Below are 22,475 nucleotides of genomic sequence, written 5' to 3'. Positions count from 1 at the left end.
ACGCCATGCAGGAGGCGCACGCGGGTTGGCCCGGTCGAATACTCACACTCCGACGTCGTCAGAGAGAGCTGCTTGTAAGTCCGCCCCATGGCAACACCTCCTCAAGGAAGTGTTGCACTTCGTTTGCGAACTCAGGGGACCCATAGCCACCGAGTTCTTGTTGTGAGAGGGATCGCGGCCCCAGCTACACTCAACAACCAGCATTTGGGGTGATGGGTCCTGGCTTTCGCCAGGACGACGTCACATGTATTACGTCGCGTGTCACTTACCGCGCAGGCTTCTTGCCCGGCCGCTTCTCGGCGCGCAGCGCGCCAGTCTTGTGGACCCTGGAGCGCGGCGCGATCGGGGCGCCGCGTGGATAGCCGCCCGGCCATTCGAGCGCGAGCGAGCTGGCAAAGCCGAAAAAGCTCGAACGGCTCATGCCAAGCTCGGCGGCGCGCTTGTCGATCCGTGCGATGAGGCTCTTCGGCAGATAGACGTTGACGCGCTCGGAGGGGTCGGGCGGATCGACGCCAACGATGAAGAAGGCCGCGACGTCCGAGCCTTTCGGCACGACGATGCGCTCGATCGGCGTCGGCTCCGGCAATGGCTTGCCGTGCTCGACCCAGCCGTCGACGGTCTGCGCCAGCGTTTGCTCGGCGCGCTCGATCGCATCTTCCTGCGATCGTCCCGCGGCGACGCAGCCGGGAAAGTCCGGAAACCACGCCCCGAACGCGCCGCGCGGACCGCGCTCCAGCACGGCCGGATAAAGCCGTCTCTTCATTCTGGCCTCCGTCGTCGCAGTATGCTATTTCACACACCCCGGTGTGTCAAATCACACAACACGCGACATCACGGGAGCGCGCGGCAATGGACCCGCAAGCCGAACTCCGCATCGTCCGCGCGGCCTATGCCAAGCAGATCCTGGCTGCCGCCAACACCATCGATCCGCGGCTGACGGAGGCCTTCGCCGCCATTCCCCGCGAGCACTTCGTCGGCCCGGGACCATGGAGTGACGCGGCTCACCCGCGACACCGGAATTCCCGACGAGCGCTGCTGGCTGCGCGGGGACGGATGGTGCCTCGCTTACAACTGAGCTGGCAAGCGCCCGATCTGTAGGATCGGTAGAGCCAAGGCTCCGCGCAACGCGCTCCTCAAGTCAGCTCTTTGCCAAAAGCCACTCTTTCGCAACCTTGGTCACTAAACCGCCCTCCAAACGGCGCGCACGATAGGCTTCAACGAGTCCCTCTTCCGTACCAAGTCGCTTCACATTGGTTGCAATTTCGCTGCCGATTAGCTCTGCGAGTCTTTGGTATGCCTCCGGTTGCCCTGCGTCTCTAAGGTCACCCGCGGCAAGGATGATTTCTCTATGCTGAGGAAATAGTCTTTCGAGCCTAAAATACAGATGCGTTTGCTCCACGCTCCCGGGCTCCTCAATTCCTCCCCCACTGAACCAAAAACCGACATTGATGAACCATTGACTGCCAAAGCCCTTCTGAACTCCCACGAGCGTAACCACTCGGTCGTTTGAAACGCGCATCAGATCTTGATCCCTCACGAAGCCCTGCTCCAGCAATGCTTCGAATAGATCCTTATTGAATGCAGTCCGATTCATTATTTCCGGCCCGATAGACATCAATGACTGAGGTCCAGATCTCGCCGTATACGGGAGATGGACGCAGTTTCATCGCGATTGTGCCCGCACAAACATCAGGATCATATTGTTGGCGGGCATCTCGAAACTACCGGCAAGTTTCAGCCCGACGCGCTCCGCAAGCGTCTCGAGATCAGCGATATCGCGCACCCCCCACTCGGCGTCGCGCTCGCGCAGCGACGTGTCGAACACCGCATTGCTGAGCGCGGTGTGCTTGCCGTCGCGCTTGAAGGGGCCGTAGAGGAACAGCTTGCCGTCGGCGCGCAGAAAGCGACCGGCGCCGGCGAACAGGCCTTCGGCCACGGCCCAAGGCGCGATGTGAATGACATTGGCGCAGAAGATCGCGAGCAGTTCGTCCGGACCTTTGCCGTCCGGCAGCGCCGGCGACCAGGCCGGGTCGGACAGATCGATCGGCTGCGGCGGCCGGATGTTGGTAAGGGCGGCATGCGCGCGCCAGGCCTCGATGCTGCGCAGGTGCGCCGCATGGAGATCGCTCGGCCACCAGGTGATGTCGGGCGTCTGACCGGCGAAATAGACGACATGCTGGCCGGTGCCGCTGCCGGCTTCCAGCACGTCGCCGGATTGGCCGGTGAGGTAGTCTTTCAGGACGGTCCAGATCGGCTGATGGTTGCGATGGAACGCCGGCGCATCGAGCCGCCCGTCCGCCTCGACCGGCCGGCCATCCTTGCCGAACTCCGCCACGAATTCCGCCACCGCGCTTCTCCCTACGCCTCAACCGCATCTCAACCGCACAAACATGACAGGCGGAAGGCGCAGGACATGCGCTCCAGTTCCGGACTGCCCCTGTGGCATTAACCCCGCCGCAACGCGCCTATTCTCCGTGTTGCCAGCCGATGGCCTTTGTGCTTTCCACTCTGTTATATTGCGATGGGATCATCGAGATTGAAGCCCGGGAAACGTCCTTGATCGCCACTTTCTCCAAGCCAGCCTTCGTCCTGGCGCTGCTGGCAGGCACCGCCATGGCCGCGCCCGCGCAGGCCCAATCCGCCGCCGAGGGAGAGAAGCTCGCCTTCGACCGCGGCAAGGGCAATTGCCTGACCTGCCACGTCATCAAAGGCGGCGACCTGCCGGGAACGATCGGGCCCGAGCTGAGCGGCCTGAAGGCCAAATACAGCCGTGACGAGTTGATCGCGATCGTGACCGACGAGACCAAGCGCAATCCGCAGACCATGATGCCGCCGTTCGGCCGGAACCGGATTTTGACCGAGAAGGAAATCGGCGCGGTGGTGGACTTCCTGCAGACGCTGTGACGCCGCGACCGTCGCTTGAGGAGATTTTTTTCGATGAACATCACGACCAGCGAATTTTTCAAAGCGCGCCGCATGGTGCTGAAGGGCGCCGGCGTCGCCGCGCTGATCGGCCTCGGGGTCATTCCGTTCGACGGGCCGCAGGCGCGCGCCGCGGCCAACGACAAATACCCGGAAGAGGCGTTCAAGCAGAAGAACGAGGCCGACGCGATCAAGTCACTCTATGGCAAGACCGCGGAGCCGTCCGACAAGGTCAAGCTCGACGCGCCGGAGATCGCCGAGAATGGCGGCGTGGTGCCGATCTCGGCCACCACGACGCTGGCCGACGTCACCTCGATCTCGTTTCTGGTTAGCGAGAATCCGATCTCGCTGGTCGCCTCATACAGGATTCCGGCTGGCACGCTGCCGACCGTCTCCAACCGCATCAAGATGGCCAAGACCAGCAACGTCACCGTGATCGTCGAGGCCGGCGGCAAGCTCTACAGCGCCAAAAAGGAAATCAAGGTCACCGTCGGCGGCTGCGGCGGCTGAGTTCAATCAAGGGATAATCAGATGGCATCGAGCATTCGCGTGCGCGCCACGTCAAACGGCGACACCACCGAGGTGCAGGCGCTGATCCAGCATCCGATGGATTCCGGCTTCGTCAAGGACGCCAAGGGCGAGATCATTCCGCCGCATTTCATCCAGCAGCTCAGCTTCGAATATGACGGCAAGCCGGTGTTCGTCGCCGACTGGGGCGGCGGCGTCTCCAAGGACCCCTATGTCAAGTTCGCCTTCAAGGGCGGCAAGAAGGGCGACGATCTGAAGGTCAGCTGGGTCGACAACAAGGGCGCGACCGACACCACCACGGCGAAGATTCAATGACGCGGTGCCTCGCAATCCGCGCAACAATAGCCACGCTCGCGCTCGGCTTGCTGGCGTGCGCACCAGCGCAGGCGGCCGACACCGTCGATCCCGCCGCCGACAAGGCGGCGTTCCAGAAATTCTTCACCGGCAAATTCCCCAAGCTGAAGCTCGAGGACTTCGTCAACGGGCCCTATTCGATGAATGAGGACCTGCACAGGCAATGGCAGGAGAAGGAGGAATTCCCGCCCTACGAGTTCGCGCTCGATGCCGGCAAGGAGATGTTCTCGACCCCGTTCAAGAACGGCAAGACCTACGCCGACTGCTTCCCGAACGGCGGCATCGGCATCCGACAGAACTATCCCTATTTCGACGAGAAGGACGGCAAGGTCGTCACGCTGGAGCTCGCGCTCAACCGCTGCCGCGAGGCCAATGGCGAAGCGCCCTATTCCTACGTCAAGGACGAGATGGCCTCGCTCACCGCCTACATGGCCTACACCTCGCGCGGCAAGCCGATGGACATCAGGATTCCCGACGATCCCCGTGCGCTGGCGGCGTATGAGAACGGCAAGCGCTATTTCTACACGCGGCGCGGCCAGATGAATTTCTCCTGCGCCAGCTGCCATGTGCAGAGCCCCGGTGAGCGCATCCGCGCCGAGACCCTGGCACCGGCGCTCGGCATCCTCAACGCGATGCCGATCTACCGCTCCGAATGGAGCGGCATGGGCACCACCAGCCGCCGCTTCGTCACCTGCAACAGCCAGACCCGCGGCGTGCCGCTCAATCCGCAGGACGACGAGTACCGCAACCTCGAATATTATTTGTCCTATGTCAGCAACGGCCTGCCGATTTCGGGTCCGGGAGCACGGCCATGAGCGCGGCCATCAAAGCTGTCCTCGCAGCATCAGCCCTGCTGATCGCGACCGCGACCTGTGCCCTCGCCGCCTCCGAGGCCGACTACAAGGCCGCCTACGCCGCCGCCGAAGCCGCCAACAAGGAGGCAGGCAGCCTGCGCAACCAGTGGACCACCACCGCCTCGACACTGTCTGCCGCAAAAAAGGCCGCTGAGGCTGGTGATTTCGACGCCGCAGTCGCCAAGGCCAAGGAGGCCGAGGCACTGGCAAAGGCTTCGATCTTCCAGGCCACCAGCGAAAAGGAACGCTGGAAGGACATGGAAGTTCGTTAAGAGCGCGCAGGCCAGGGGCCGCGCGGAGAGAATGATGATCATCCGCCGCCGGGAATTCCTGAAAGCTGCGGCCGCCGCAACGCTGACGGCCGGCCTGCCCCGCCTTGCGCGCAGCGCCGAGACCGCGAGCATCTACGACATCGAGCGGTTCGGCAACGCGCGGATCCTGCACATCACCGACACGCACGCGCAGCTCAATCCGGTCTATTTCCGCGAGCCCAGCGTCAATATCGGCATCGGCGAGATGGCGGGACGGCCGCCGCACCTGGTCGGCCGCGCCTTCCTGGAGCGGTTCGGCATCCGGCCCGACAGCGCGGATGCCTATGCCTTCACCTGCTTCGAGTTCGAAAAGTCCGCAGGCCGCTTCGGCAAGCTCGGCGGCTTTGCCCATCTGAAGACGCTGGTCGACCGCTTGCGCGCCGATGTCGGCGAGAGGCGCTCGATCCTGCTCGACGGCGGCGACCTCTGGCAGGGCTCGGCGCTCGCCAACGCCATGAACGGCGCCGACATGGTCGAGGTTGCCAATCTGCTCGGCATCGAGGCGATGACCGGGCATTGGGAATTCACCTATGGCGAGCAGTCGCTGCGCGACAACCTCGAGCGCTTCAAGGGCGAGTTCCTGGCGCAGAACGTGTTCCTGACCGAGGAAGCCGCGTTCAACGACGCCCCCGCCTTCGACAAGGCCACGGGCCGCGTGTTCAAGCCTTCGATAATCAAGGAGATCGGCGGGCATCGCGTCGCGATCGTCGGCCAAGCCTTCCCTTACGTTCCGATCGCGCATCCCAAGCGATTCACACCGGACTGGAGCTTCGGCATCCGCGAGGAGGAGTTGCAGAAGCATGTCGATGCCTTGCGGGGCACCGACAAGGTCGATGCCGTCGTCCTGCTGTCGCACAACGGCATGGATGTCGACCTCAAGCTCGCAAGCCGGGTCACCGGCATCGACGTCATCCTCGGCGGCCACACTCACGACGCGATCCCGATCCCGATCACGGTGACCAATGCCGGCGGCGTCACGCTGGTGACCAATGCCGGCTCCAACGGCAAGTTCATCGGCGTGCTCGATCTCGATCTTGCCAAGGGCAAGGTCGCCAATGTCCGCTACCGGCTGCTGCCGGTGTTCGCCGAACTGCTGAAGCCCGATCCTGCGATGCAGACGCTGATCGACAAGATGCGCGATCCGCATGTCGACGAATGGAACAACAAGCTGGCCTCGGCCGACCGGCTGCTCTACCGCCGCGGCAATTTCTCCGGGCCCGTCGACGAGATGATCTGCACCGCGCTGCGTGCCGAGCTCGACGCCGAGATCGCGCTGTCGCCGGGATTCCGCTGGGGCATCACCGCGCTGTCCGGCCAGGCACTGACCATGGAGGATCTGCTGGCTGAGACCGCGATCACCTATCCGGAGACCTACGTCGCCAAAATGACCGGCAGCCAGATCAAGGACCTGCTGGAGGACGTCTGCGACAATCTCTTCAACGTCGATCCCTATTATCAGCAGGGCGGCGACATGGTGCGCGTCGGCGGGCTCAGCTACACCTGCACGCCGACCGAGACCGTCGGCAAGCGCATTTCCGAGCTGAAGCTTGGCAACGGCAGGCATCTCGAAGTCGGCAAGCACTACAAGGTCGCGGGCTGGGCCTCGGTCAACCAGCAGAGCGGCGCGCCGATCTGGGATGTCGTCGCCAGGCATCTGCGCTCCGGCCGGCCGCCGAACCGTGACGAACCCGGGGTGACGCTGAAAGGCGTCGAGGATAACCCGGGCATCGCGAGGCACGGATGACGCGCCGCGCGCTGATCGCGGCGCTCGGCCTTGCGGCGATCGCGCTGGCGACGCCGCTCGCCCGCGCGCAGCTGGCGCCGTTCCAGGACAAGCCGTTCGCCGAGCACAGAGTCGTGCTGCAACTCTCCGACGGCGATGCGAGGAAGCAGGGCCTCGTCATCAGCGTCGCCAACAATCTGATGAAGCATTACGATCCCGACAAGGTCGCGGTCGAGATCGTCGCCTTCGGCCCGGGCATCGGCCTGCTCAAGCCCGACAACCCGAATCGCAAGCAGGTCGAGAGCCTGATCGCGCAAGGCGTTCGCTTCGACATCTGCCTCAACACCGTCGATACGATCGAGCGGGAAACCGGCAAGCGGCCGGAGTTCATCCCCGCTGCCACGCCGGTGCAGGTCGGCGTCGCACAGATTTTGCTGCTCACCGAGAACGGATACACGCTGGTCCGGCCGTAACGGCCCCGTCATCATCGCGAGCCGACGGGTCGCGCGAACGCGCCGCCCGCAGGAGCAGGGCTGGCGTTACGTGCGGCCGTAACTTCGTCTCTTCCACGACCTCGATGCATATCCCGTCATCCTGAGCGCGAGCGGAGCGAACCTCGAAGGATGCACGGCCCAGATGCCTTGTCCCATTCGTGGAAAGACCCGGGCCCTCCACCCTTCGAGACGCGCACAGAAGCGCGCTCCTCAGGGTGGCGGGATCCGGCTGGGGCGGGGATGGATTTGCTTTGAATAGACCCCATCTATGGAATAATATCCTCCATGTGACTCGGCCCGGAGAATAGGGAAGCCGCCATGATCTTCCGCCAGCTCTTCGACAGCGTTTCGGGCACCTACAGCTATCTCCTGGCCAGCCGCGCCGGCGGCGAGGCGCTCATCCTGGATCCCGTGCTGGAAAAGGTCGACCGCTACTGCCAATTGCTGCGCGAGCTCGACCTCAAGCTGGTGAAGGCAGTGGATACCCATCTGCATGCCGACCACGTCACCGGCCTCGGCGAACTGCGCGACCGCACCCATTGCATGACCGTGATGGGCGACCAGACCAAGGCCGACGTGGTGGCGATGCGGGTGGCCGACGGTGACAAGGTGACGATCGAGGGCCTGTCGCTCGACGTGATGTACACGCCGGGTCACACCGACGATTCCTATTCCTATCTGATGGGGGACCGCGTCTTCACCGGCGACACGCTCCTGATCCGCGGCACTGGCCGCACCGATTTCCAGAACGGATCCTCGCGCGCCCAGTATGATTCGATCTTCAACCGCCTGCTCAAGCTGCCGGACGAGACGATGGTGTTCCCGGCGCATGACTACAAGGGCGACACCGTCTCCACCATCGGCGAGGAGAAGCGCTACAATCCTCGGCTCCAGGTGCGCTCGGTGGACGAATATATCGAGTTGATGGCGAACCTGAAGCTGCCCAATCCGAAGATGATGGACGTGGCGGTGCCCGCCAACATGCATGTCGGCCTGCATCAGGAGGAGCTCGCCAAGGAAGGCCTCTCCCTCAGCGCGGGCGACGCCATCGCGAGCCTCGGCCGGCCCGATATCCTCTTGGTCGATTTGCGCGAGAGCGGCGAGCGGGCCAAGCACGGCACGCTCGCGGGCGCGCTGCACGCACCCTATCCGGGGATTTGCGCCACCCTGAAGCCCGGCGGCATGCTGCGCGAGGTCGCGGCCGCCACCGGCCGCCGTGTGGTGTTCTTCTGCGCCTTCGGCGAGCGCTCGGCGATGGCCGTGGCGGCCGCGAAGAAGGCGGGGCTGGCGAACACCGCGCATATCGAAGGCGGCATCGACGCCTGGAAGAAGGCCGGCGGGCCGGTGGTGATGGGATGATAGTCGTTCCGGGGCGATGCGAAGCATCGAACCCGGAACCTCGAGATTCCGGGTCTGGTCCTTCGGACCATCCCGGAATGACGGCCATAGTCACCGTGTCACCCGCTGCAGCTCCTCCGTCAGCCGATCCAGCGCATCCGCCAGCATCACGCCGCCGCACACGGTGAGCCGCTCCGGCAGCACGATGCGCTTGCTTTGCGGATAGAAGCGCTCCAGCGCGGGATGCAGCAGGAAGGCGCGGCCGTCATCCTCGGCGCGGTCGCCGGCTTCCGACACCAGGATGAAGTCCGGCCGCAGCTTTACGATCGCCTCCAGCGAAGCAAATCCGCCTGCACCGACGCCAAGTTCGCCGGCGGCGTTGGAGAGGCCGGTTGCAGCCAGCAGCGAGCTGACGAGGCTGCCGTCACCAGCCACAAAGCCGCGCCGCTCCAGCGGCAGCACGCGGTAATGATGCGTGCTTGCCGCCGCCCGCGCACGCGCGATCGCCGCATCGAGGCGCGCGATCTCGGCCTCTGCGCGATCGGGATGCTGCACCACATCGCCCATCGCGCGGATCTGGTCCTTCACCTCGTCCAGCGTCCGCGGCACCGTGAATTCGACGAGGTGCAGCCCGTGGGCCTTCAACAGATCGCGGGTCGCGCGCTTGTCGAACAGGCTGACCACGACGAGGTCGGGCCTCAGCAGCAGCACGTCCTCGGCCTCGCCGGACAGGCGCGGAAAATTTCGCGCCTTCTCCGCAGCCCAGGATTGCCAGGCATCGCGCGAGAAGCGGCTGAGGCCGATGATCTGGTCCGGATCGGCCAGCGACAGCACGAGCTGGTCGCTGCAGACATTCATCGAGACGATGCGCGGCCCGGCGGCGAACGAGGGAGCGGCTGACGCGAGCCACACGATGAGCGAAAGCATCAGGGCAAGGCAAGATGACGCAAGATAGCGTCCGCGCGAAAACAGCGCCCCTTCCCCCGCAAGCGGGAGAGGTGAACTGAGCTCGTGGAGACGCCGCATCCTCATCACACGTCCGCCCACGGCACGATGACGGCTTCGCGCTGAAATTCGGCGCGATAGGCGCTGATGCGGAACACGCTGGCGAGGACCGCCTCCGACAACGCTTCAGCGGGCGCGCCCTGCGCGGCCAGCCGTCCCTCCGACAGCACCAGAACATGATCGGCGAAGCGCGCGGCGAGTCCCAGGTCATGCGTCACCACGATCACCAGCACACCGGTATCGGCGACGTTGCGCAGCTTCTGCATCACGTCGATCTGGTGGCGCGGATCGAGCGAGGCGGTCGGCTCGTCGGCGAGGATCACCGGCGCCTCCACCGCGAGCACCCGGGCCAGCGCGACGCGGCTGCGCTCGCCGCCGGAGAGTTCGGTGACGCGGCGATCGCTGAATTCAGTGACGTCGACCGCCTGCATCGCGCGCAGCACTGCCTCCATATCCGTCTGCGACAGCCGCGCCGGATCGGTCGCGCCGTGCGGATAGCGGCCGAGCGCGACGATATCGCGTGCCGGCAGCGGCCAGTGCACCATGTGCCCCTGCGGCAGATAGGCGAAACGTTTCGCGCGCTCGCGCAGCGGCAATGACGCCAGCGGATTATCGCCGATCCGGATCTCGCCGCCGGACGGAATCAGACCGGCCAGCGCGCGCAGCAGCGTGGTCTTGCCGGCGCCGTTCGGCCCGACCAGCGCGACCAGATGGCCCGACGGCAGCGACAGCGAGACATCGTGCAGCACCTTGCGGCTGCCGAGCGAAGCATTGAGCGCGGTAGCGGAGAGCAGCGTCATGCCACGCCTCCGCCGAGCGCGCGGCGTTCGCGCATGATCAGATAGAGGAAGAACGGCACGCCGATGATCGAGGTCAGCACGCCGACCTTGATGTCCGAGGTCGAGGGGATGATGCGCACCGCGATGTCGGCGGCGAGCAGCAACGCCGAGCCGGTGAGTGCGCTCGGCACCAAGAGCCGCGCCGGATCGTGACCGATCACGGGACGCATCAGATGCGGCGCAACGAGGCCGATGAAACCGATCGTGCCTGTCACCGCGACCGCGCCGCCAACCCCGAGCGCCACGCCCGTGATCACGAAGAGCCGCAACCGCCCGACATCGACGCCGAGGCTCTGCGCCGCCTCCTCGCCGAGCGTCAGCGCGCGGAAGGCGCTCGCCTGGCTGAGCAGGATGGCGGCGCCTGCGATGATGAAGGGCAGCGCCAGCGCGACGTGCTGGAAGCTCCGGTCTTCCAGCGAGCCGAGCAGCCAGAACGCGATCTCCAGCACCACGAAGGGATTGCTGGAGAGGTTCATCACCAGCGCCGTCGCCGCCCCCGCAAAGCTCGAGATCGCGAGCCCGGCGAGGATCAGGATCAACAGCCCGGCATTGCGGCCGGCGATCGCAAGCAGCGCGAACACCGAGCCGAACGCGGCGATGATCGCCACCACCGGCAGCGCGTAGGAGCGCACATCGGCGAGGCCCAGCGCGATTACCAGCACCGCGCCGAACGCCGCTGATTGCGGCGCGCCGAACAGCGACGGCGAGGCCAGCGGATTGCGCAGCAGCCCTTGCAGCGCCGCACCGGACAGCCCGAGAATACCGCCGATCGCGAATGCCAGGATGGTGCGCGGCAGGCGGATCTCGCGCACGATCACCTGCGCCACATCGCTGCCGCCGCCGAACAGCGCCTCGATCACCGCGAGCGGCGACAGCCGCACCGGCCCGATGCCGAGCGAGAGCACGCACAGCAGGGCCACGAGCGCGAGCAGCGCCGCGGTGGCGCCCCACCGGCGCCGCGCCGCGACCTCGGCCGCCAAGGCAAAATCCTGCACGCTCATTGGATCCATGCTCTTACAGCGATCGCCGTGGCAGACAAGCGACACTCGACAAAAACCGTGGCCGCCCGGCCATTGCCCGACTTCCGCCGGATTGACTTTGCTACCCGGCCGAACCCTAGATGAACATGACGGTTCTTTCGTGAGATGAAAAGGGAATGCGGTGCGGGGAAACTTGTCCCCAATGCCGCGGCTGCCCCCGCAACTGTAAGCGGTGAATCCTTCGTCAGAAGCCACTGGGAATCTCGGTCCTGGGAAGGCGACGAAGCGGTAACGACCCGCGAGCCAGGAGACCTGCCGTCAGCCGTGGTCACACGCGAAGATGTCGGTCGGGGAGTACAGGCATGAGCTTCACCTGATGCTGTGAGCACGATGGTGAGACTGGTTCGCGGTGACGTGCCACTGACGTTACCGAGACCTCGCTTATGTTCTCCTTCCCTTTCCATCGGCGACACCGCGCGCTTCTGCTCGCGTCGACGATGATCGCGCCGGCAATCCTTTTCTCCGCCGCGCGGGCGCAGCAGGCACCCGCTCCCGATCAGCTGCCGGCGATCGAAGTCACCAAGCCGCGCGACCAGAACGTCACGCGCGCCAGGCCGGCCGCTGACGAAGCGCCGGCGCCGCGACGCCCGGCGCCGGGCACCTCGCAAGGCAACGACACAGGCAGCGGATCGGGCACGACAGCGACCGGCGCGGCCACCGGAACGGATGGCACCGGCGGCGGCCGCCAGTTCGCCGGCATTGTCGGCTCCTCCTCGGCCGTGATCACCGCCGACGACATCGCCCATTCGCCGGTGCAGTCGTTGCCCGAGATCCTCGCGCAGGTGCCAGGCGTGCAGCTGCAAACGCCCTATGGCGGACCGAACGGCGCCAAGACCTCGGTCGACCTGCGCGGCTTCGGCGCCTTCGCGACCGACAACACGCTGTTCCTGCTCAACGGCCGCCGCCTCAACGACGTCGACAAGGCCGGCTTCGACCTCTCCACCATCCCGCTCAATGCCATCGAGCGCATCGAGATCACGCGCGGCAATTCCGGTGCGGTGCTGTATGGCGACAATGCGGTCGGCGGCGTCATCAACATCGTCACCAATAACGGCGTCGGCGGCCCGCCGACGACGATGCGCGCCGAGGCCGGATTTGGCTCGTTCAACACCCGCATGGCCGCGGTCTCCGCGGCGCTCAACTCCGGACCGTGGTCCACCTCGTTCTACGGCAACGGCATCAAGTCCGACGGCTACCGCGTCAACAATGCGCTCGACCAGCGCAACGCCGTCGGCAACATCAACTACACGACGCCTGATCTCACCGCCTTCCTGACCGTCACCGGCAGCGACCAGAAGCTCGGCCTGCCCGGCGGACGGCTGGTCGATCCGTCGATCGGCGTCAATGAGCTGCTCACCGACCGCCGCGGCGCCGCGACGCCCTTCGACTATGCCAACCAGCAGACCGCCAGCGTCACCGCCGGCTTCACCAGGTCGCTGATGAACGGCGTCGACCTCATCGTCGACGGCGGCTGGCGGCAGCGCGAGACGCAGAGCGGCTTCTTCGGCAGGGTGCCGACCATCAGCTTCGCCTCGACCTACAATGACGCCGCGCTGCAGACCTGGTCTCTGACACCGCGGCTCAGCGTCAAGAACGTGATGCTGGGCATGCCGTCGACGATCCTGACCGGCATCGACTATTACGATTCGACCTTCCGCGAGGCGCGCGGCGCCTATCAGGGCGTCGATCCCTTCCATATCTACAATATCGAGCAGCAGTCCGTGGCCGGCTATTGGCAACATACGCTGGGCCTGTTGCCGACGACCGACTTCTCCTACGGCGCGCGGGTCCAGAACACCAGCATCTCGGCGCGCGATCGCTACGATCCGAATGCGCCGTTCGCGTTCGATGCACAGGCAGCGCCGCTCGACAGCAACGAGACGCAATACGCGCTGCATGTCGGCGTCGAGCATCGCCTGACCGACACCTTCTCGGTGTTCGGCCGCGCGGCCCGCGCGTTCCGCACGCCAGATGTCGATGAGCGCGTTGCATCAGGGCCGTCATTCGACCCACTGACCTTCGCCCCGATCCCGCAAACGTTCCAGCTCAAGACCCAGACCTCGCAGGACATCGAGGGCGGCTTCCGCGTCAGGACCAATCGCTTCCAGGTCCAGACCAGCGTCTATCTGATGGATCTCGACAACGAGATCCATTTCAACCCGGTGCTGTTCTACAACACCAACCTCGACCCCACCCGCCGCTACGGCTCCGAGACCAGCGCCTCGCTCGGGGTCAGCGACAGCGTAACCCTGCGCGGCGGCATGGCGATCACCCGGGCCGTCTTCCGCGAAGGCGTCTGGGCGGGCAACGACGTGCCGCTGGTGTCGCGCTACACCGCGAGTGCGGGCCTCACCTGGAACATCTGGCAGAACTATCTGGTGCTGGACGCCACGGTTCGGGCCTGGAGTTCGCGCATCATGGACAACGACCAGGCCAACACCCAGAGCCGGATTCCCGGCAACGCCACCGCCGATATCAAGCTGAGCGGGCAAGTTGACCGCTACTTCTGGTCGCTCAGCGTCAACAATGTGCTGGACGCGCTCTACTACGACTACGCCGTCGCAAGCACCTTCACGGACGGTCGCTTCAGCGCCTATCCGCTGCCCGGTCGCACCTATCTGCTGAAGGCCGGCGCCACGTTTTAGAGCGTGATCCGGTGGGGCGGGTGTGCCCTGCCGCACCGTCTCCCGAACATTACAAACGCACGGAAACTGGGGTAGAGTTCCGGCAGCTGATTTGACCCGCGCAGGGGAAACGCATGGCCAAGGCCGGGAAGCAGACCAAGGGCGGCACGAAGATCAAGGACAAGACCGACGACAAGGCGAAGAAGCCTCCGCCACCCGCAGCGCTACAGGACGATGACTATTACGAGGACGGCGACATCGCCACGCCGAAGCTCGACCGCTACGGCAATGATGACGAGCCGTTGTGAGGCGCGGCGAATATCGATCGACAGATCCTGCGCGCAGTCGCGCGCGGCGGCCTGGTAGCTTGCGAGCTACCGAGCCCGGCTCGTCGTCGCCAAGCAGACAATAGGTCGCAGCGGGGTCATGGGCTGGCCCCCCTTCCGGATTGGTTGCTATGCTAGGCTCCGCATGGACGCTGGGTCCTTGCTGGGGGCGGTGCCATGAGATTTGCGAAGGCGGCGCTCACGGTCTTCTGCATGATCGTGTCGACGTGCGAACCGTCCAATGCGCAACAAGCCCCCAGGAAAGTAGGAATTCTTGTCAACGGCAGCCCGTCGCCGCTGTTCGACTCCATCAAGAAAAACCTTCTGAGCGACTTCGCCGACCGCGGCTATCTCGAAGGACGCGACATCGTCATCGAACCGCGATTTGCCGAATCGAAGCTCGAGCGCCTTCCGGGCCTCGCCTCGGAGCTGGTCAACGCGAATGTGGATGTCATCCTCGCACTCGGTGGCCCGGCGGCCGTAGCGTCGCAGAAGGCCACGTCGACGATCCCGGTGATCTTTGCGATCGTGACCGATCCGGTCGCGTTGAAGCTTGTCGCCTCGATGGAAAAACCGGGAGGCAACGTCACGGGCCTCACCAACCTCGATCCGCAGCAGGCCAGCGACCAGTTCAAAATTCTGAAGGAGGCATTCCCCGGGATCAAGCGCGTTGCGATTCTCAGTGATCAAACGATCCCCGGCGCGGATGAACGCGGACTCGCTCCGATTGACCGCGCCAACGAGGCCGCAGCCAAGGCCCTGGGGCTGGAGCCGCAAATCGTGAAGGTCAAGGGTGCGGACGATCTGGAAGCCGCGATCGCCGGGATGGCGAAGGAACACGCGGAGGCGCTGCTGGTCCTGGAAGTGCCGGTGCCCTGGAGCAATCGAAAACGAGTCGGTGAACTGGCCATGAAGAACCGCTTGCCGGCAATGTTTCCCGGCGGCCAGGCGGACGCGGGCGGGGTGATTACCTATGGCGCCAACGTCGCCGATACATGGCGCGAGTTTGCGACGTTCGCCGACAAGATTTTCAAGGGAGCGAAGCCGGGCGACCTGCCGGTCGGCGTCGTCACCAAGCGAGAGCTGATCTTCAATCTCCAGGCAGCCCGGGCGGTGGGCGTCGAGATTCCACCGGAGCTATTGAAGCGCGCAGACAAGATCGTGCAGTGAATTCGCACTGAAGGATACTAGCGGAAATCGCCGTTTTCGATCGCCTTGATGCTGCCGCGATCGAGCAGATGCGCGCCAAAGCCGCCGCGCGCCAGCGATGAGGCGATCTGCGGCGATGCCAGCAGCAGCACTGTCGTCATCGCCAGCGGCACGGCACTGAGCCAGTCGAGCCGCACCGGCGTCAGCTCTTCGCTGCTGCCCCGATAGTGTCCTTCGCCAGTGGCGATGCGGCCGCATTCCCGGATCAGGTCACGCCGCGTGCCATCGCGCGACGCACTGCCGAGCAGCGCCTGCATCGCCAGATGCGTCCGCACCCCGGCGCGCCCCTCGGCCAGCGGTGCCGGCATCTCGCCGCGCGAGACGCGCAGCAACAGATCGACCAGATCGACGCCCGACTGAAAGGCGTTCATCGGCTCGACCAGCCGCGGGTTGCAGTCGATCAACAGCGGCGTCGCGCTGTCGAGCGGCATGATGACGTCGACCGAGAGCGCACCGTGCCAACCAAGATGCGCGCCGATGGTCTCGAGGCCGGCGCGGATCGCCGGCCGGCTCACGCTCTCCTTGATCGCCTCGCCGCCGCCGACACCGGCCGCAATCTGGCGGTAGGCATGGAAGCCGACAAGCGTACCATGGCAGAACACCGACTGCGCCTTCTCGACCGTGCCGGTGACCAAATCCTGCGCCAGCACCTCGCCGGCAAAATCGCCTGAGGACTCGAGGTCGTAGAGCGCGCGATTGAGATCGCTTGCGTCGCGCACGAACCAGACACCGCGGCTGGCGGTGCCGACCGACGTCTTCACCACGGATGGAAACCGCAACGCCTCGCGCAGCTCCTCGGCCGAGGTCACGATCCGGGTCAGCGGCTGCGGCAGACCGAGCCGATCGAGCAGGCGGCTGAAGCCGGCCTTGCTGTGCACGGCGCGATAGCTGGCGAAATCCGGCAGCGCGAGGCCGGTACGTGATGCCAGCCCCGCCGCGGCGCGGGCGAACAGAAATCCCTGTTCATGGGTCGGCAGCAGCACATCGAAACGCCGCGACGCCAACAGGCGCTCGACGAAGCGCAGGAAGCCGGCCGGATCCGACCGCAGCGGCGGACAATGGTGGTATTTGCGGACGAAGCGGGAGTAGCGCGCCAAGCACCAGCGCGAGGGGTCACAAACCTCGACGTGATGGCCGGCCAGGCCCAGGATCGTGATCGCCTCGCGGCCGGAGGTGCTGGAGCCCTCCGACACCAGCACGCGGAGCTGCTTTTTGGCGTCGATCATGGCCGATCATCGCCGTGCCGCCGTGCTTTGTCGCCGCATTTAATGCCGCATGTGTCGATCCGGCACGCCCACGCCGGGGGCAGCCATGCGCCTGCGTTCATGGACAATTAGCGGCCAATCTCTATTTTCGGCGGGCTTTCCGGAATTAGGGTTTTCAGACACATGGTCGACGTTCTCGCCGCACCACAGCAAGGCAAGGCGGACAGTGCGCTGCGCACGCTGACCGGAATCTCGATCGCGCATTGGGTCAGCCATTTCCATCTGCTGGTGCTGCCGATGCTGTTCCCGTTTCTCAAAAGCCAGCTCGGCGTCGGCTATATCGAGCTCGGCTTCGCGCTGACGTTGTTCGCGGTGGTCTCCGGGCTGACCCAGGCGCCGATCGGCTACCTCGCCGATCATATCGGCGCGCGCAAGATCCTCCTCATCGGGCTGACGGTCGGCGGTTGCGCGCTGATCGGGCTCGGCCTGCATCTCAGCTATACCTCGCTGATCGCATGCGCCGTGCTGCTCGGCCTCGCCAACAGCGTCTACCATCCCGCCGATTACGCGATTCTGGCCGAGCACATGGACGAGGCGCGGATGGGCCGCGCCTTTTCGATTCACACCTTTGCCGGCTTTCTCGGCGGTGCGGTGGCGCCCGCGATCATGGCGGCACTCGTCGCCTCGATCGGCGGCCTCGGCGCGCTGATCGTCGCCGGCGCGGTCGGTCCGCTGGTGGCGCTGTTCCTGATCGTGCTCGGCATTCCCGATGCCGGCGCCAACAAGAACAAGGCAAAGGACGACGCCAAGCCGAAGGCGAGCGTGATCACGCCGGCGCTGATGGTGCTGACGGCCTTGTTCATGCTGCTCAGCCTGTCGGTCGCCGGCATCAACAATTTCGGCGTGGTGGCGCTGATGAGCGGCTACGGCGCCTCCTACTCCGCCGCCAACATCGCGCTGACGGCGTTCCTGGGCGCCAGCGCGGCCGGTGTGCTTGCCGGCGGCTATCTCGCCGACTGGACCCACCGCCACAGCCAGGTCGCCGCGGGCTGCTTCGCGGTCAATGCCGCCCTCGTGCTGCTGATTGCGCTGCTCGACCTGCCGCCGGTGGCGCTCACGCTGGCGATGGGGCTCGCCGGATTCCTCTCCGGCGTGATCGCGCCCTCGCGCGACATGCTGGTGCGCAATGCGGCGCCTGCCGGCGCTGCGGGGCGCGCCTTCGGCATCGTCTCCACCGGTTTCAATCTCGGTGGCATCGTCTCACCGCTGCTGTTCGGCTGGATCATGGACCAGCACATGCCGCACTGGGTGTTCGGCGCCTCGGTGGTGTTCATGGTGCTGACCGTGCTGCTTGCCCTCGTCACCGAGCGCAAGCCGCAGGCTTCGGGATATCAGGCCGAGACCGCCAGCCCGCGCGGCTGAAGCGCGAAACGTTGTGCACGCGGCGCGCTCATTCCGACCGTCGCGACAGCACCTGCTTCAGGAGCGGCTCGATCCGCGACAGCTCATCGAGATGGACCGCCGACAATTCGGCGAGATGATCGGCCGCGAGGCCGGTTAATTTCAGCAGCACCCGCCGCTGGTCGGCGGGATCCAGCACGCGCTCGACCAGCCCGGCCTCGGACAGCCGGTCGACCAGTTCGACCGTGGTGTGGTGACGAAGCCGCAGCCGCTCGGCCAGATCGCCGACCGCAACCGGCCCGCCGCCCGGATACCCCCTGATCGCCAGCAAGGCCTGATGCTGCCGCGGCGTCAGGCCCGCGGCCTTCGCGGCATCCTGGCTGAACTCCAGAAACCGGCGGATCAGATAGCGAAATTGCGACAGCGTCTCGTAATCGGCCTGGCTGGGAACCCGCTTCTGGTCCTGCCGCGGCGATTTCAACGGTCCTTTCAACGCTGCCATTCGATGTCTCCCGCTTGTAATTATATCGTAATGCGATATGACGCCTCGCGTCCACTTCACCCGAGCCTTACGCCACCAATGAGCGTCATTTCCACCAAATCGAGCGCCTCCGCCACGAACACCGCCCCAAACACCGCCAAAATCGGCGAGAAGGCCAGCCACCTCCTGAGCGACTTCACGACCGATCCGCGCGTCGTGGTGATCTCGGCGATCGCCGTGTTTGTCTCCGCCGCAGGCGTGCTGGCCGGGGCGGGACTGCTGCAACTGATCAAGCTCGCCACCAACATCGCCTATTTCGGCCAATTCAGCTTCGCCGACCTGAAATTGCAGGATTCGCCGCTCGGCCTCTGGACCGTGCTGGTGCCGGTCGCGGGCTCGCTGATCATCGGGCTGATGGCGCGTTTCGGCAGCGAGAAGATCCGCGGGCACGGCATTCCGGAAGCGATCGAAGCGATCTTGCTCGGCCGTTCCCGGCTCGACCCCAAGGTGGCGATCCTGAAGCCGTTGTCGTCGGCGGTGTCGATCGGCACGGGTGGCCCGTTCGGCGCCGAGGGCCCGATCATCATGACGGGCGGGGCGATCGGCTCGCTAATCGCGCAGATGCTCCCGGTCAGCGACAACGAGCGCAAGACCCTGCTGGTGGCGGGCGCCGCCGCCGGCATGACCACCGTGTTCGGAACGCCGATCGCCGCCATAATGCTCGCGGTCGAACTGTTGCTGTTCGAATGGACGCCGCGCAGCTTCATTCCCGTCACCGTTGCGGCCGTGGTGGCAGCGGTCGGACGCACCTTCCTGCACATGCCCGCGCCGCTGTTTCCGTTCACCGGCGGCGTCGACATCTCCGTGCTGCAGCTCGGCGCCTGGATGCTGATCGGAATTCTCTCCGGCCTGCTGTCGGGCGTGCTCACCCAGCTGGTCTATGGCTGCGAGGACATCTTCCTCAAGCTGCCGATCCACTGGATGTGGTGGCCGCTGATCGGCGGCCTGGTCGTCGGCCTCGGCGGCTTGATTGAGCCGCAGGCGCTCGGCGTCGGCTACGACAACCTCGCATCGATGCTGAGCGGCGACGTGGTGCTGAAGGCCGCGCTGCTGCTGCTCGTGGTGAAGGCCGTCATTTGGTCGGTCGCGCTCGGCTCGGGCACGTCGGGCGGCGTGCTGGCGCCGCTGCTCATCATGGGCGGCGCGATGGGAACGGCGCTGAGCGGCTATCTGCCGCCGGCGAGCCCCGGCTTCTGGGCATTGCTGGCGATGGCGGCGACGATGGGCGGCACGATGCGCTCGCCGCTCACCGCGACCTTCTTCGCCGTCGAGCTGACCGGCAACACCCACGTGCTGCTGCCGCTGATCGCAGCCTGCTGCAGCGCGCACGGCGTCACCGTGCTGCTGATGCGGCGCTCGATCCTGACCGAGAAGGTGGCGCGGCGCGGCCATCATCTGGTGCGCGAGTACCGGGTCGATCCGTTCGCGCTGACGCGCGTGCGCGACGTCATGACCAAGGCGGTCGAAACCGTCTCCGACACCATGACGCTGCACGGCGCGGCCGCCTTCCTGACCAACCCGAAGACAGCTCACCCGAGCTTTCCCGTCGTCGACGCCAACCATCACGTGCTCGGCGTGATCGACCCGCCCTCCGTGCTGCGCTGGCGCCGCGCCGGCAAGCATCGCACTGCGGCGCTCAAGCAGCTGCTGGCCGGCGGCAAGATCACCGTCGCCTATCCCGACGAATATCTCGACCGGCTCGCCGACCGCCTGATGCAGGTCAACGTCTCGCATCTGCCGGTGATCTCGCGCGAGGATCAGCGCCTGGTCGGCTATATCGGCTGGAAGGACCTGATGCGGGTGCGCGCGAGGCTGCAGGCCGAGGAGACCCAGAAGACGGCGTTCTTCGGCGCGCGATAAGTTCGCGGCGGGTTGCCCGGCGGAACAAATTTCCGCCGGGCGGCAACGCTCGATCCCAGCTGGCAAATCGCCGCCGGCGCATCCCAGAGCTTCATCGGCGCTGGTTGACAGCATCAGGGGCTGACCCATGATGCCGTCAACCAAAATCAGACTCGGGATGAAATGCCATGACCTCGACCCCAGACCTCGTGATCCGCGGCGGCACCATCGCTGACGGCAAGGGCGGCGACCTCTATGAAGCCGATGTCGCGATCACAGGCGGCAAGATCACCGAAGTCGGCAAGGTCTCCGCGAAGGGCAACGAAGAGATCGACGCGCGCGGCAAGCTGGTGACACCCGGCTTCGTCGACGTGCACACCCATTACGACGGGCAGGTCACCTGGAGCCAGGACATCACGCCGTCCTCACAGAACGGCGTCACCACGGCGATCATGGGCAATTGCGGCGTCGGCTTTGCGCCGTGCAAGCCTGATGACCACACCCGCCTGATCCAGCTCATGGAAGGCGTCGAGGACATTCCGGAGCCGGTGCTGAGCGCCGGCATTCCCTGGGCCTGGGAGAGCTTTCCGGATTACATGGACTGGCTCTCCAGGCGCGATTTCGACATCGATGTCGGTGCGCAATTGCCGCATGCGGCGCTGCGCGTCTATGTCATGGGCGAGCGCGGCGCGCGCCGCGACCCCTCGACCGCGGAGGACAATGCGGCGATGGCGAGGCTCGCGGGCGAGGCGGTACGCTCGGGCGCGCTCGGCTTTTCGACTTCGCGCACGCTCAATCATCGCACCTCGACCGGCGATTTCACACCGACGCTGAAAGCAGGCGAGGACGAGCTCACCGCGATTGCCGGCGCGATGCACCGGCAGGGCCGCAGCGTGCTGCAATTCGTGCTCGACCTCTCCACCATCCACGAAGACCTGCCGATGATGCTGCGGGTTGCCGAGAACACAAGGTGCCCGATCTCGTTCTCCGTCGCCCAGGCCGACAAGGCGCCGCGGCGCTGGCGGCAGACCATGGACACCATCAACGAAGCCGCCGCCCGTGGCCTGTCGATCACGACGCAGATCGCGGCGCGCCCTGTCGGGCTCCTGCTCGGGCTCGAGCTATCGCGCAACCCTTTCCAGACCCATCCGAGCTATCGCGAGATCGCCAAATTGCCGCTGGCCGAGCGGCTCGCGCATCTGCGCCGGCCCGAGGTGCGCGCGGCAATCCTGAGCGAGACGGCGACCGCGACGGACGATCCGCTGTTCTTCCGTCCCGACTACGACAAGATGTTCCTCCTGGGTAATCCGCCGGACTACGAGCAGCCGCCGGAGAACGCACTGGGACCGCAGGCACGCAGGCAGGGGCGCCGGCCGGAAGAGCTCGCCTACGACGCGATGCTGTCGGACGAGGGCCGCGGCATGCTCTACGTGCCATTCCTCAACTATTCCGACGGCAATCTCGATGCGACGCGCGAGATGCTGCTCGATCCGCAATCGCGGTGCCGGGCCTGTCCGACGGCGGCGCGCATTGCGGCATCATCTGCGATGCGAGCTTCCCGACCTATCTGCTGACGCACTGGACGCGCGACCGCAGGCGCGGCGAGAAGCTCACGATTCCGTTCGTGGTCGCGGCACAGTCGCGCAAGACCGCGCTCTCGGTCGGTCTCGCCGACCGCGGCCTGATCGCGCCCGGCTACAAGGCCGACGTCAACGTGATCGACTACGACCGCCTGCATCTGCATCCGCCGAAGGTGCATTACGATCTGCCAGTCGGCGGGCGGAGGTTGCTGCAGGATGTCGACGGCTACGACGCGACCATCGTGTCGGGCATCGTGACCCAGCGCGAGGCCAAGCCCACCGGCGCGCGCCCGGGCAGACTGGTGCGCGGCGCGCAGGGAATGAATTAGGGTAAGACCGTCA

At 65.6% G+C, this 22,475-nt stretch carries 22 protein-coding genes, 1 pseudogene and 1 riboswitch; of the genes and pseudogenes, 15 read left to right on the top strand and 8 right to left on the bottom strand.

Annotated features, from left to right (window positions below):
• Positions 1-265 precede the first annotated feature (265 nt).
• Positions 266-763, bottom strand: a complete 498-nt coding sequence (locus tag RX327_RS03485; protein ID WP_317249480.1) for a type II toxin-antitoxin system HicB family antitoxin — start codon at positions 761-763, stop codon at positions 266-268.
• A gap of 86 nt (positions 764-849) precedes the next feature.
• On the opposite strand from RX327_RS03485, the gene RX327_RS03480 reads away from it, so the two are divergent.
• Positions 850-1,098 carry a hypothetical protein gene (locus RX327_RS03480; protein ID WP_050385058.1) on the top strand — a complete coding sequence of 83 codons (249 nt, stop codon included), beginning with the start codon at positions 850-852 and terminating at the stop codon, positions 1,096-1,098.
• A gap of 40 nt (positions 1,099-1,138) precedes the next feature.
• Here the strand turns inward: RX327_RS03480 and RX327_RS03475 are convergent, their stop codons facing one another.
• Both RX327_RS03475 and RX327_RS03470 read right to left on the bottom strand, forming a co-directional pair.
• Positions 1,139-1,594 (bottom strand): DUF4304 domain-containing protein, encoded by a 456-nt coding sequence (locus RX327_RS03475; RefSeq protein ID WP_160321757.1) that lies wholly within the window; start codon positions 1,592-1,594, stop codon positions 1,139-1,141.
• 69 nt (positions 1,595-1,663) lie between these two features.
• The gene (locus RX327_RS03470; RefSeq protein ID WP_317249479.1) at positions 1,664-2,347 is read right to left on the bottom strand and encodes a DUF938 domain-containing protein; all 684 of its coding nucleotides are present in this window, start codon (positions 2,345-2,347) and stop codon (positions 1,664-1,666) included.
• A 266-nt stretch (positions 2,348-2,613) separates the two neighbouring features.
• Between RX327_RS03470 and soxX the strand changes: the two genes are divergently transcribed.
• The 8 genes from soxX (at position 2,614) to RX327_RS03430 (ending at position 8,545) form a co-directional block, all read left to right on the top strand.
• Positions 2,614-2,904 carry a sulfur oxidation c-type cytochrome SoxX gene (soxX, locus tag RX327_RS03465; protein WP_317251195.1) on the top strand — a complete coding sequence of 97 codons (291 nt, stop codon included), beginning with the start codon at positions 2,614-2,616 and terminating at the stop codon, positions 2,902-2,904.
• A gap of 33 nt (positions 2,905-2,937) precedes the next feature.
• Positions 2,938-3,432, top strand: coding sequence for a thiosulfate oxidation carrier protein SoxY (gene soxY, locus RX327_RS03460; protein WP_317249478.1), 495 nt, complete (start codon positions 2,938-2,940; stop codon positions 3,430-3,432).
• 21 nt (positions 3,433-3,453) lie between these two features.
• Positions 3,454-3,765: a thiosulfate oxidation carrier complex protein SoxZ gene (soxZ, locus tag RX327_RS03455; RefSeq protein ID WP_028335327.1), complete on the top strand. Its 312-nt coding sequence runs from the start codon at positions 3,454-3,456 to the stop codon at positions 3,763-3,765.
• The gene (gene soxA, locus RX327_RS03450) at positions 3,762-4,619 is read left to right on the top strand and encodes a sulfur oxidation c-type cytochrome SoxA (protein WP_317249477.1); all 858 of its coding nucleotides are present in this window, start codon (positions 3,762-3,764) and stop codon (positions 4,617-4,619) included. Before soxZ ends, soxA begins: the two co-directional genes overlap by 4 nt.
• Positions 4,616-4,930, top strand: coding sequence for a hypothetical protein (locus tag RX327_RS03445; protein ID WP_152977645.1), 315 nt, complete (start codon positions 4,616-4,618; stop codon positions 4,928-4,930). Before soxA ends, RX327_RS03445 begins: the two co-directional genes overlap by 4 nt.
• Before the next feature lie 34 nt (positions 4,931-4,964).
• Complete coding sequence (gene soxB / locus RX327_RS03440; RefSeq protein ID WP_317249476.1) at positions 4,965-6,713, top strand: thiosulfohydrolase SoxB; 1,749 nt, start codon at positions 4,965-4,967, stop codon at positions 6,711-6,713.
• Positions 6,710-7,165, top strand: coding sequence for a hypothetical protein (locus tag RX327_RS03435; protein ID WP_317249475.1), 456 nt, complete (start codon positions 6,710-6,712; stop codon positions 7,163-7,165). The genes soxB and RX327_RS03435 overlap by 4 nt, the downstream gene beginning before the upstream one ends.
• Positions 7,166-7,504: 339 nt before the next feature.
• Positions 7,505-8,545 (top strand): MBL fold metallo-hydrolase, encoded by a 1,041-nt coding sequence (locus tag RX327_RS03430; protein ID WP_317249474.1) that lies wholly within the window; start codon positions 7,505-7,507, stop codon positions 8,543-8,545.
• A gap of 90 nt (positions 8,546-8,635) precedes the next feature.
• On the opposite strand, the gene RX327_RS03425 is transcribed toward RX327_RS03430, so the two are convergent.
• From RX327_RS03425 to RX327_RS03415, 3 genes are all read right to left on the bottom strand, one after another.
• Positions 8,636-9,451, bottom strand: a complete 816-nt coding sequence (locus RX327_RS03425) for an ABC transporter substrate-binding protein (RefSeq protein ID WP_050385065.1) — start codon at positions 9,449-9,451, stop codon at positions 8,636-8,638.
• A 104-nt stretch (positions 9,452-9,555) separates the two neighbouring features.
• Positions 9,556-10,329 carry an ABC transporter ATP-binding protein gene (locus tag RX327_RS03420; protein WP_028335320.1) on the bottom strand — a complete coding sequence of 258 codons (774 nt, stop codon included), beginning with the start codon at positions 10,327-10,329 and terminating at the stop codon, positions 9,556-9,558.
• The gene (locus RX327_RS03415; protein ID WP_028335319.1) at positions 10,326-11,369 is read right to left on the bottom strand and encodes a FecCD family ABC transporter permease; all 1,044 of its coding nucleotides are present in this window, start codon (positions 11,367-11,369) and stop codon (positions 10,326-10,328) included. Before RX327_RS03415 ends, RX327_RS03420 begins: the two co-directional genes overlap by 4 nt.
• Before the next feature lie 112 nt (positions 11,370-11,481).
• Positions 11,482-11,683, top strand: a riboswitch (cobalamin riboswitch).
• Positions 11,684-11,845: 162 nt separating this feature from the next.
• On the opposite strand from RX327_RS03415, the gene RX327_RS03410 reads away from it, so the two are divergent.
• The 3 genes from RX327_RS03410 (at position 11,846) to RX327_RS03400 (ending at position 15,528) form a co-directional block, all read left to right on the top strand.
• A complete protein-coding gene (locus RX327_RS03410) occupies positions 11,846-14,053 on the top strand; it encodes a TonB-dependent receptor (protein ID WP_317249473.1) in 2,208 nt (735 codons plus the stop codon).
• 113 nt (positions 14,054-14,166) lie between these two features.
• A complete protein-coding gene (locus RX327_RS03405) occupies positions 14,167-14,340 on the top strand; it encodes a hypothetical protein (protein ID WP_167350403.1) in 174 nt (57 codons plus the stop codon).
• Positions 14,341-14,535: 195 nt separating this feature from the next.
• The gene (locus RX327_RS03400) at positions 14,536-15,528 is read left to right on the top strand and encodes an ABC transporter substrate-binding protein (RefSeq protein ID WP_050385067.1); all 993 of its coding nucleotides are present in this window, start codon (positions 14,536-14,538) and stop codon (positions 15,526-15,528) included.
• Positions 15,529-15,545: 17 nt separating this feature from the next.
• Here the strand turns inward: RX327_RS03400 and RX327_RS03395 are convergent, their stop codons facing one another.
• A complete protein-coding gene (locus RX327_RS03395; protein WP_050385068.1) occupies positions 15,546-16,793 on the bottom strand; it encodes a hypothetical protein in 1,248 nt (415 codons plus the stop codon).
• 162 nt (positions 16,794-16,955) lie between these two features.
• Between RX327_RS03395 and RX327_RS03390 the strand changes: the two genes are divergently transcribed.
• Positions 16,956-18,194: an MFS transporter gene (locus tag RX327_RS03390; protein WP_317249472.1), complete on the top strand. Its 1,239-nt coding sequence runs from the start codon at positions 16,956-16,958 to the stop codon at positions 18,192-18,194.
• 28 nt (positions 18,195-18,222) lie between these two features.
• Here RX327_RS03390 and RX327_RS03385 read toward each other — a convergent pair whose 3' ends face one another.
• Positions 18,223-18,675, bottom strand: a complete 453-nt coding sequence (locus tag RX327_RS03385; RefSeq protein ID WP_050385070.1) for a MarR family winged helix-turn-helix transcriptional regulator — start codon at positions 18,673-18,675, stop codon at positions 18,223-18,225.
• Positions 18,676-18,753: 78 nt separating this feature from the next.
• On the opposite strand from RX327_RS03385, the gene RX327_RS03380 reads away from it, so the two are divergent.
• Positions 18,754-20,574 (top strand): chloride channel protein, encoded by a 1,821-nt coding sequence (locus tag RX327_RS03380; protein ID WP_244978511.1) that lies wholly within the window; start codon positions 18,754-18,756, stop codon positions 20,572-20,574.
• Between the two features lie 167 nt (positions 20,575-20,741).
• Positions 20,742-22,462, top strand: a pseudogene (locus RX327_RS03375) (N-acyl-D-amino-acid deacylase family protein).
• The last annotated feature ends 13 nt before the right edge of the window (positions 22,463-22,475 follow it).

It is taken from the genome of Bradyrhizobium sp. BEA-2-5, from assembly GCF_032918025.1.
Taxonomy (GTDB): Bacteria; Pseudomonadota; Alphaproteobacteria; order Rhizobiales; family Xanthobacteraceae; genus Bradyrhizobium; species Bradyrhizobium pachyrhizi.
Note: the sequence above shows the minus strand (reverse complement) of the source record. Positions and strands in the feature narration are given on the sequence as shown.

Coding starts and splice junctions, on each gene's coding strand:
- RX327_RS03410 (WP_317249473.1), top strand. CDS start 11,846: ATGATCGCGCCGGCAATCCTTTTCTCCGCCGCGCGGGCGCAGCAGGCA.
- RX327_RS03430 (WP_317249474.1), top strand. CDS start 7,505: ATGATCTTCCGCCAGCTCTTCGACAGCGTTTCGGGCACCTACAGCTAT.
- RX327_RS03405 (WP_167350403.1), top strand. CDS start 14,167: ATGGCCAAGGCCGGGAAGCAGACCAAGGGCGGCACGAAGATCAAGGAC.
- RX327_RS03485 (WP_317249480.1), bottom strand. CDS start 763: ATGAAGAGACGGCTTTATCCGGCCGTGCTGGAGCGCGGTCCGCGCGGC.
- RX327_RS03420 (WP_028335320.1), bottom strand. CDS start 10,329: ATGACGCTGCTCTCCGCTACCGCGCTCAATGCTTCGCTCGGCAGCCGC.
- RX327_RS03415 (WP_028335319.1), bottom strand. CDS start 11,369: ATGAGCGTGCAGGATTTTGCCTTGGCGGCCGAGGTCGCGGCGCGGCGC.
- RX327_RS03400 (WP_050385067.1), top strand. CDS start 14,536: ATGAGATTTGCGAAGGCGGCGCTCACGGTCTTCTGCATGATCGTGTCG.
- RX327_RS03395 (WP_050385068.1), bottom strand. CDS start 16,793: ATGATCGACGCCAAAAAGCAGCTCCGCGTGCTGGTGTCGGAGGGCTCC.
- RX327_RS03425 (WP_050385065.1), bottom strand. CDS start 9,451: ATGCTTTCGCTCATCGTGTGGCTCGCGTCAGCCGCTCCCTCGTTCGCC.
- soxY (WP_317249478.1), top strand. CDS start 2,938: ATGAACATCACGACCAGCGAATTTTTCAAAGCGCGCCGCATGGTGCTG.
- soxX (WP_317251195.1), top strand. CDS start 2,614: ATGGCCGCGCCCGCGCAGGCCCAATCCGCCGCCGAGGGAGAGAAGCTC.
- soxZ (WP_028335327.1), top strand. CDS start 3,454: ATGGCATCGAGCATTCGCGTGCGCGCCACGTCAAACGGCGACACCACC.
- RX327_RS03385 (WP_050385070.1), bottom strand. CDS start 18,675: ATGGCAGCGTTGAAAGGACCGTTGAAATCGCCGCGGCAGGACCAGAAG.
- soxB (WP_317249476.1), top strand. CDS start 4,965: ATGATCATCCGCCGCCGGGAATTCCTGAAAGCTGCGGCCGCCGCAACG.
- RX327_RS03435 (WP_317249475.1), top strand. CDS start 6,710: ATGACGCGCCGCGCGCTGATCGCGGCGCTCGGCCTTGCGGCGATCGCG.
- RX327_RS03445 (WP_152977645.1), top strand. CDS start 4,616: ATGAGCGCGGCCATCAAAGCTGTCCTCGCAGCATCAGCCCTGCTGATC.
- soxA (WP_317249477.1), top strand. CDS start 3,762: ATGACGCGGTGCCTCGCAATCCGCGCAACAATAGCCACGCTCGCGCTC.
- RX327_RS03475 (WP_160321757.1), bottom strand. CDS start 1,594: ATGAATCGGACTGCATTCAATAAGGATCTATTCGAAGCATTGCTGGAG.
- RX327_RS03380 (WP_244978511.1), top strand. CDS start 18,754: ATGAGCGTCATTTCCACCAAATCGAGCGCCTCCGCCACGAACACCGCC.
- RX327_RS03390 (WP_317249472.1), top strand. CDS start 16,956: ATGGTCGACGTTCTCGCCGCACCACAGCAAGGCAAGGCGGACAGTGCG.
- RX327_RS03480 (WP_050385058.1), top strand. CDS start 850: ATGGACCCGCAAGCCGAACTCCGCATCGTCCGCGCGGCCTATGCCAAG.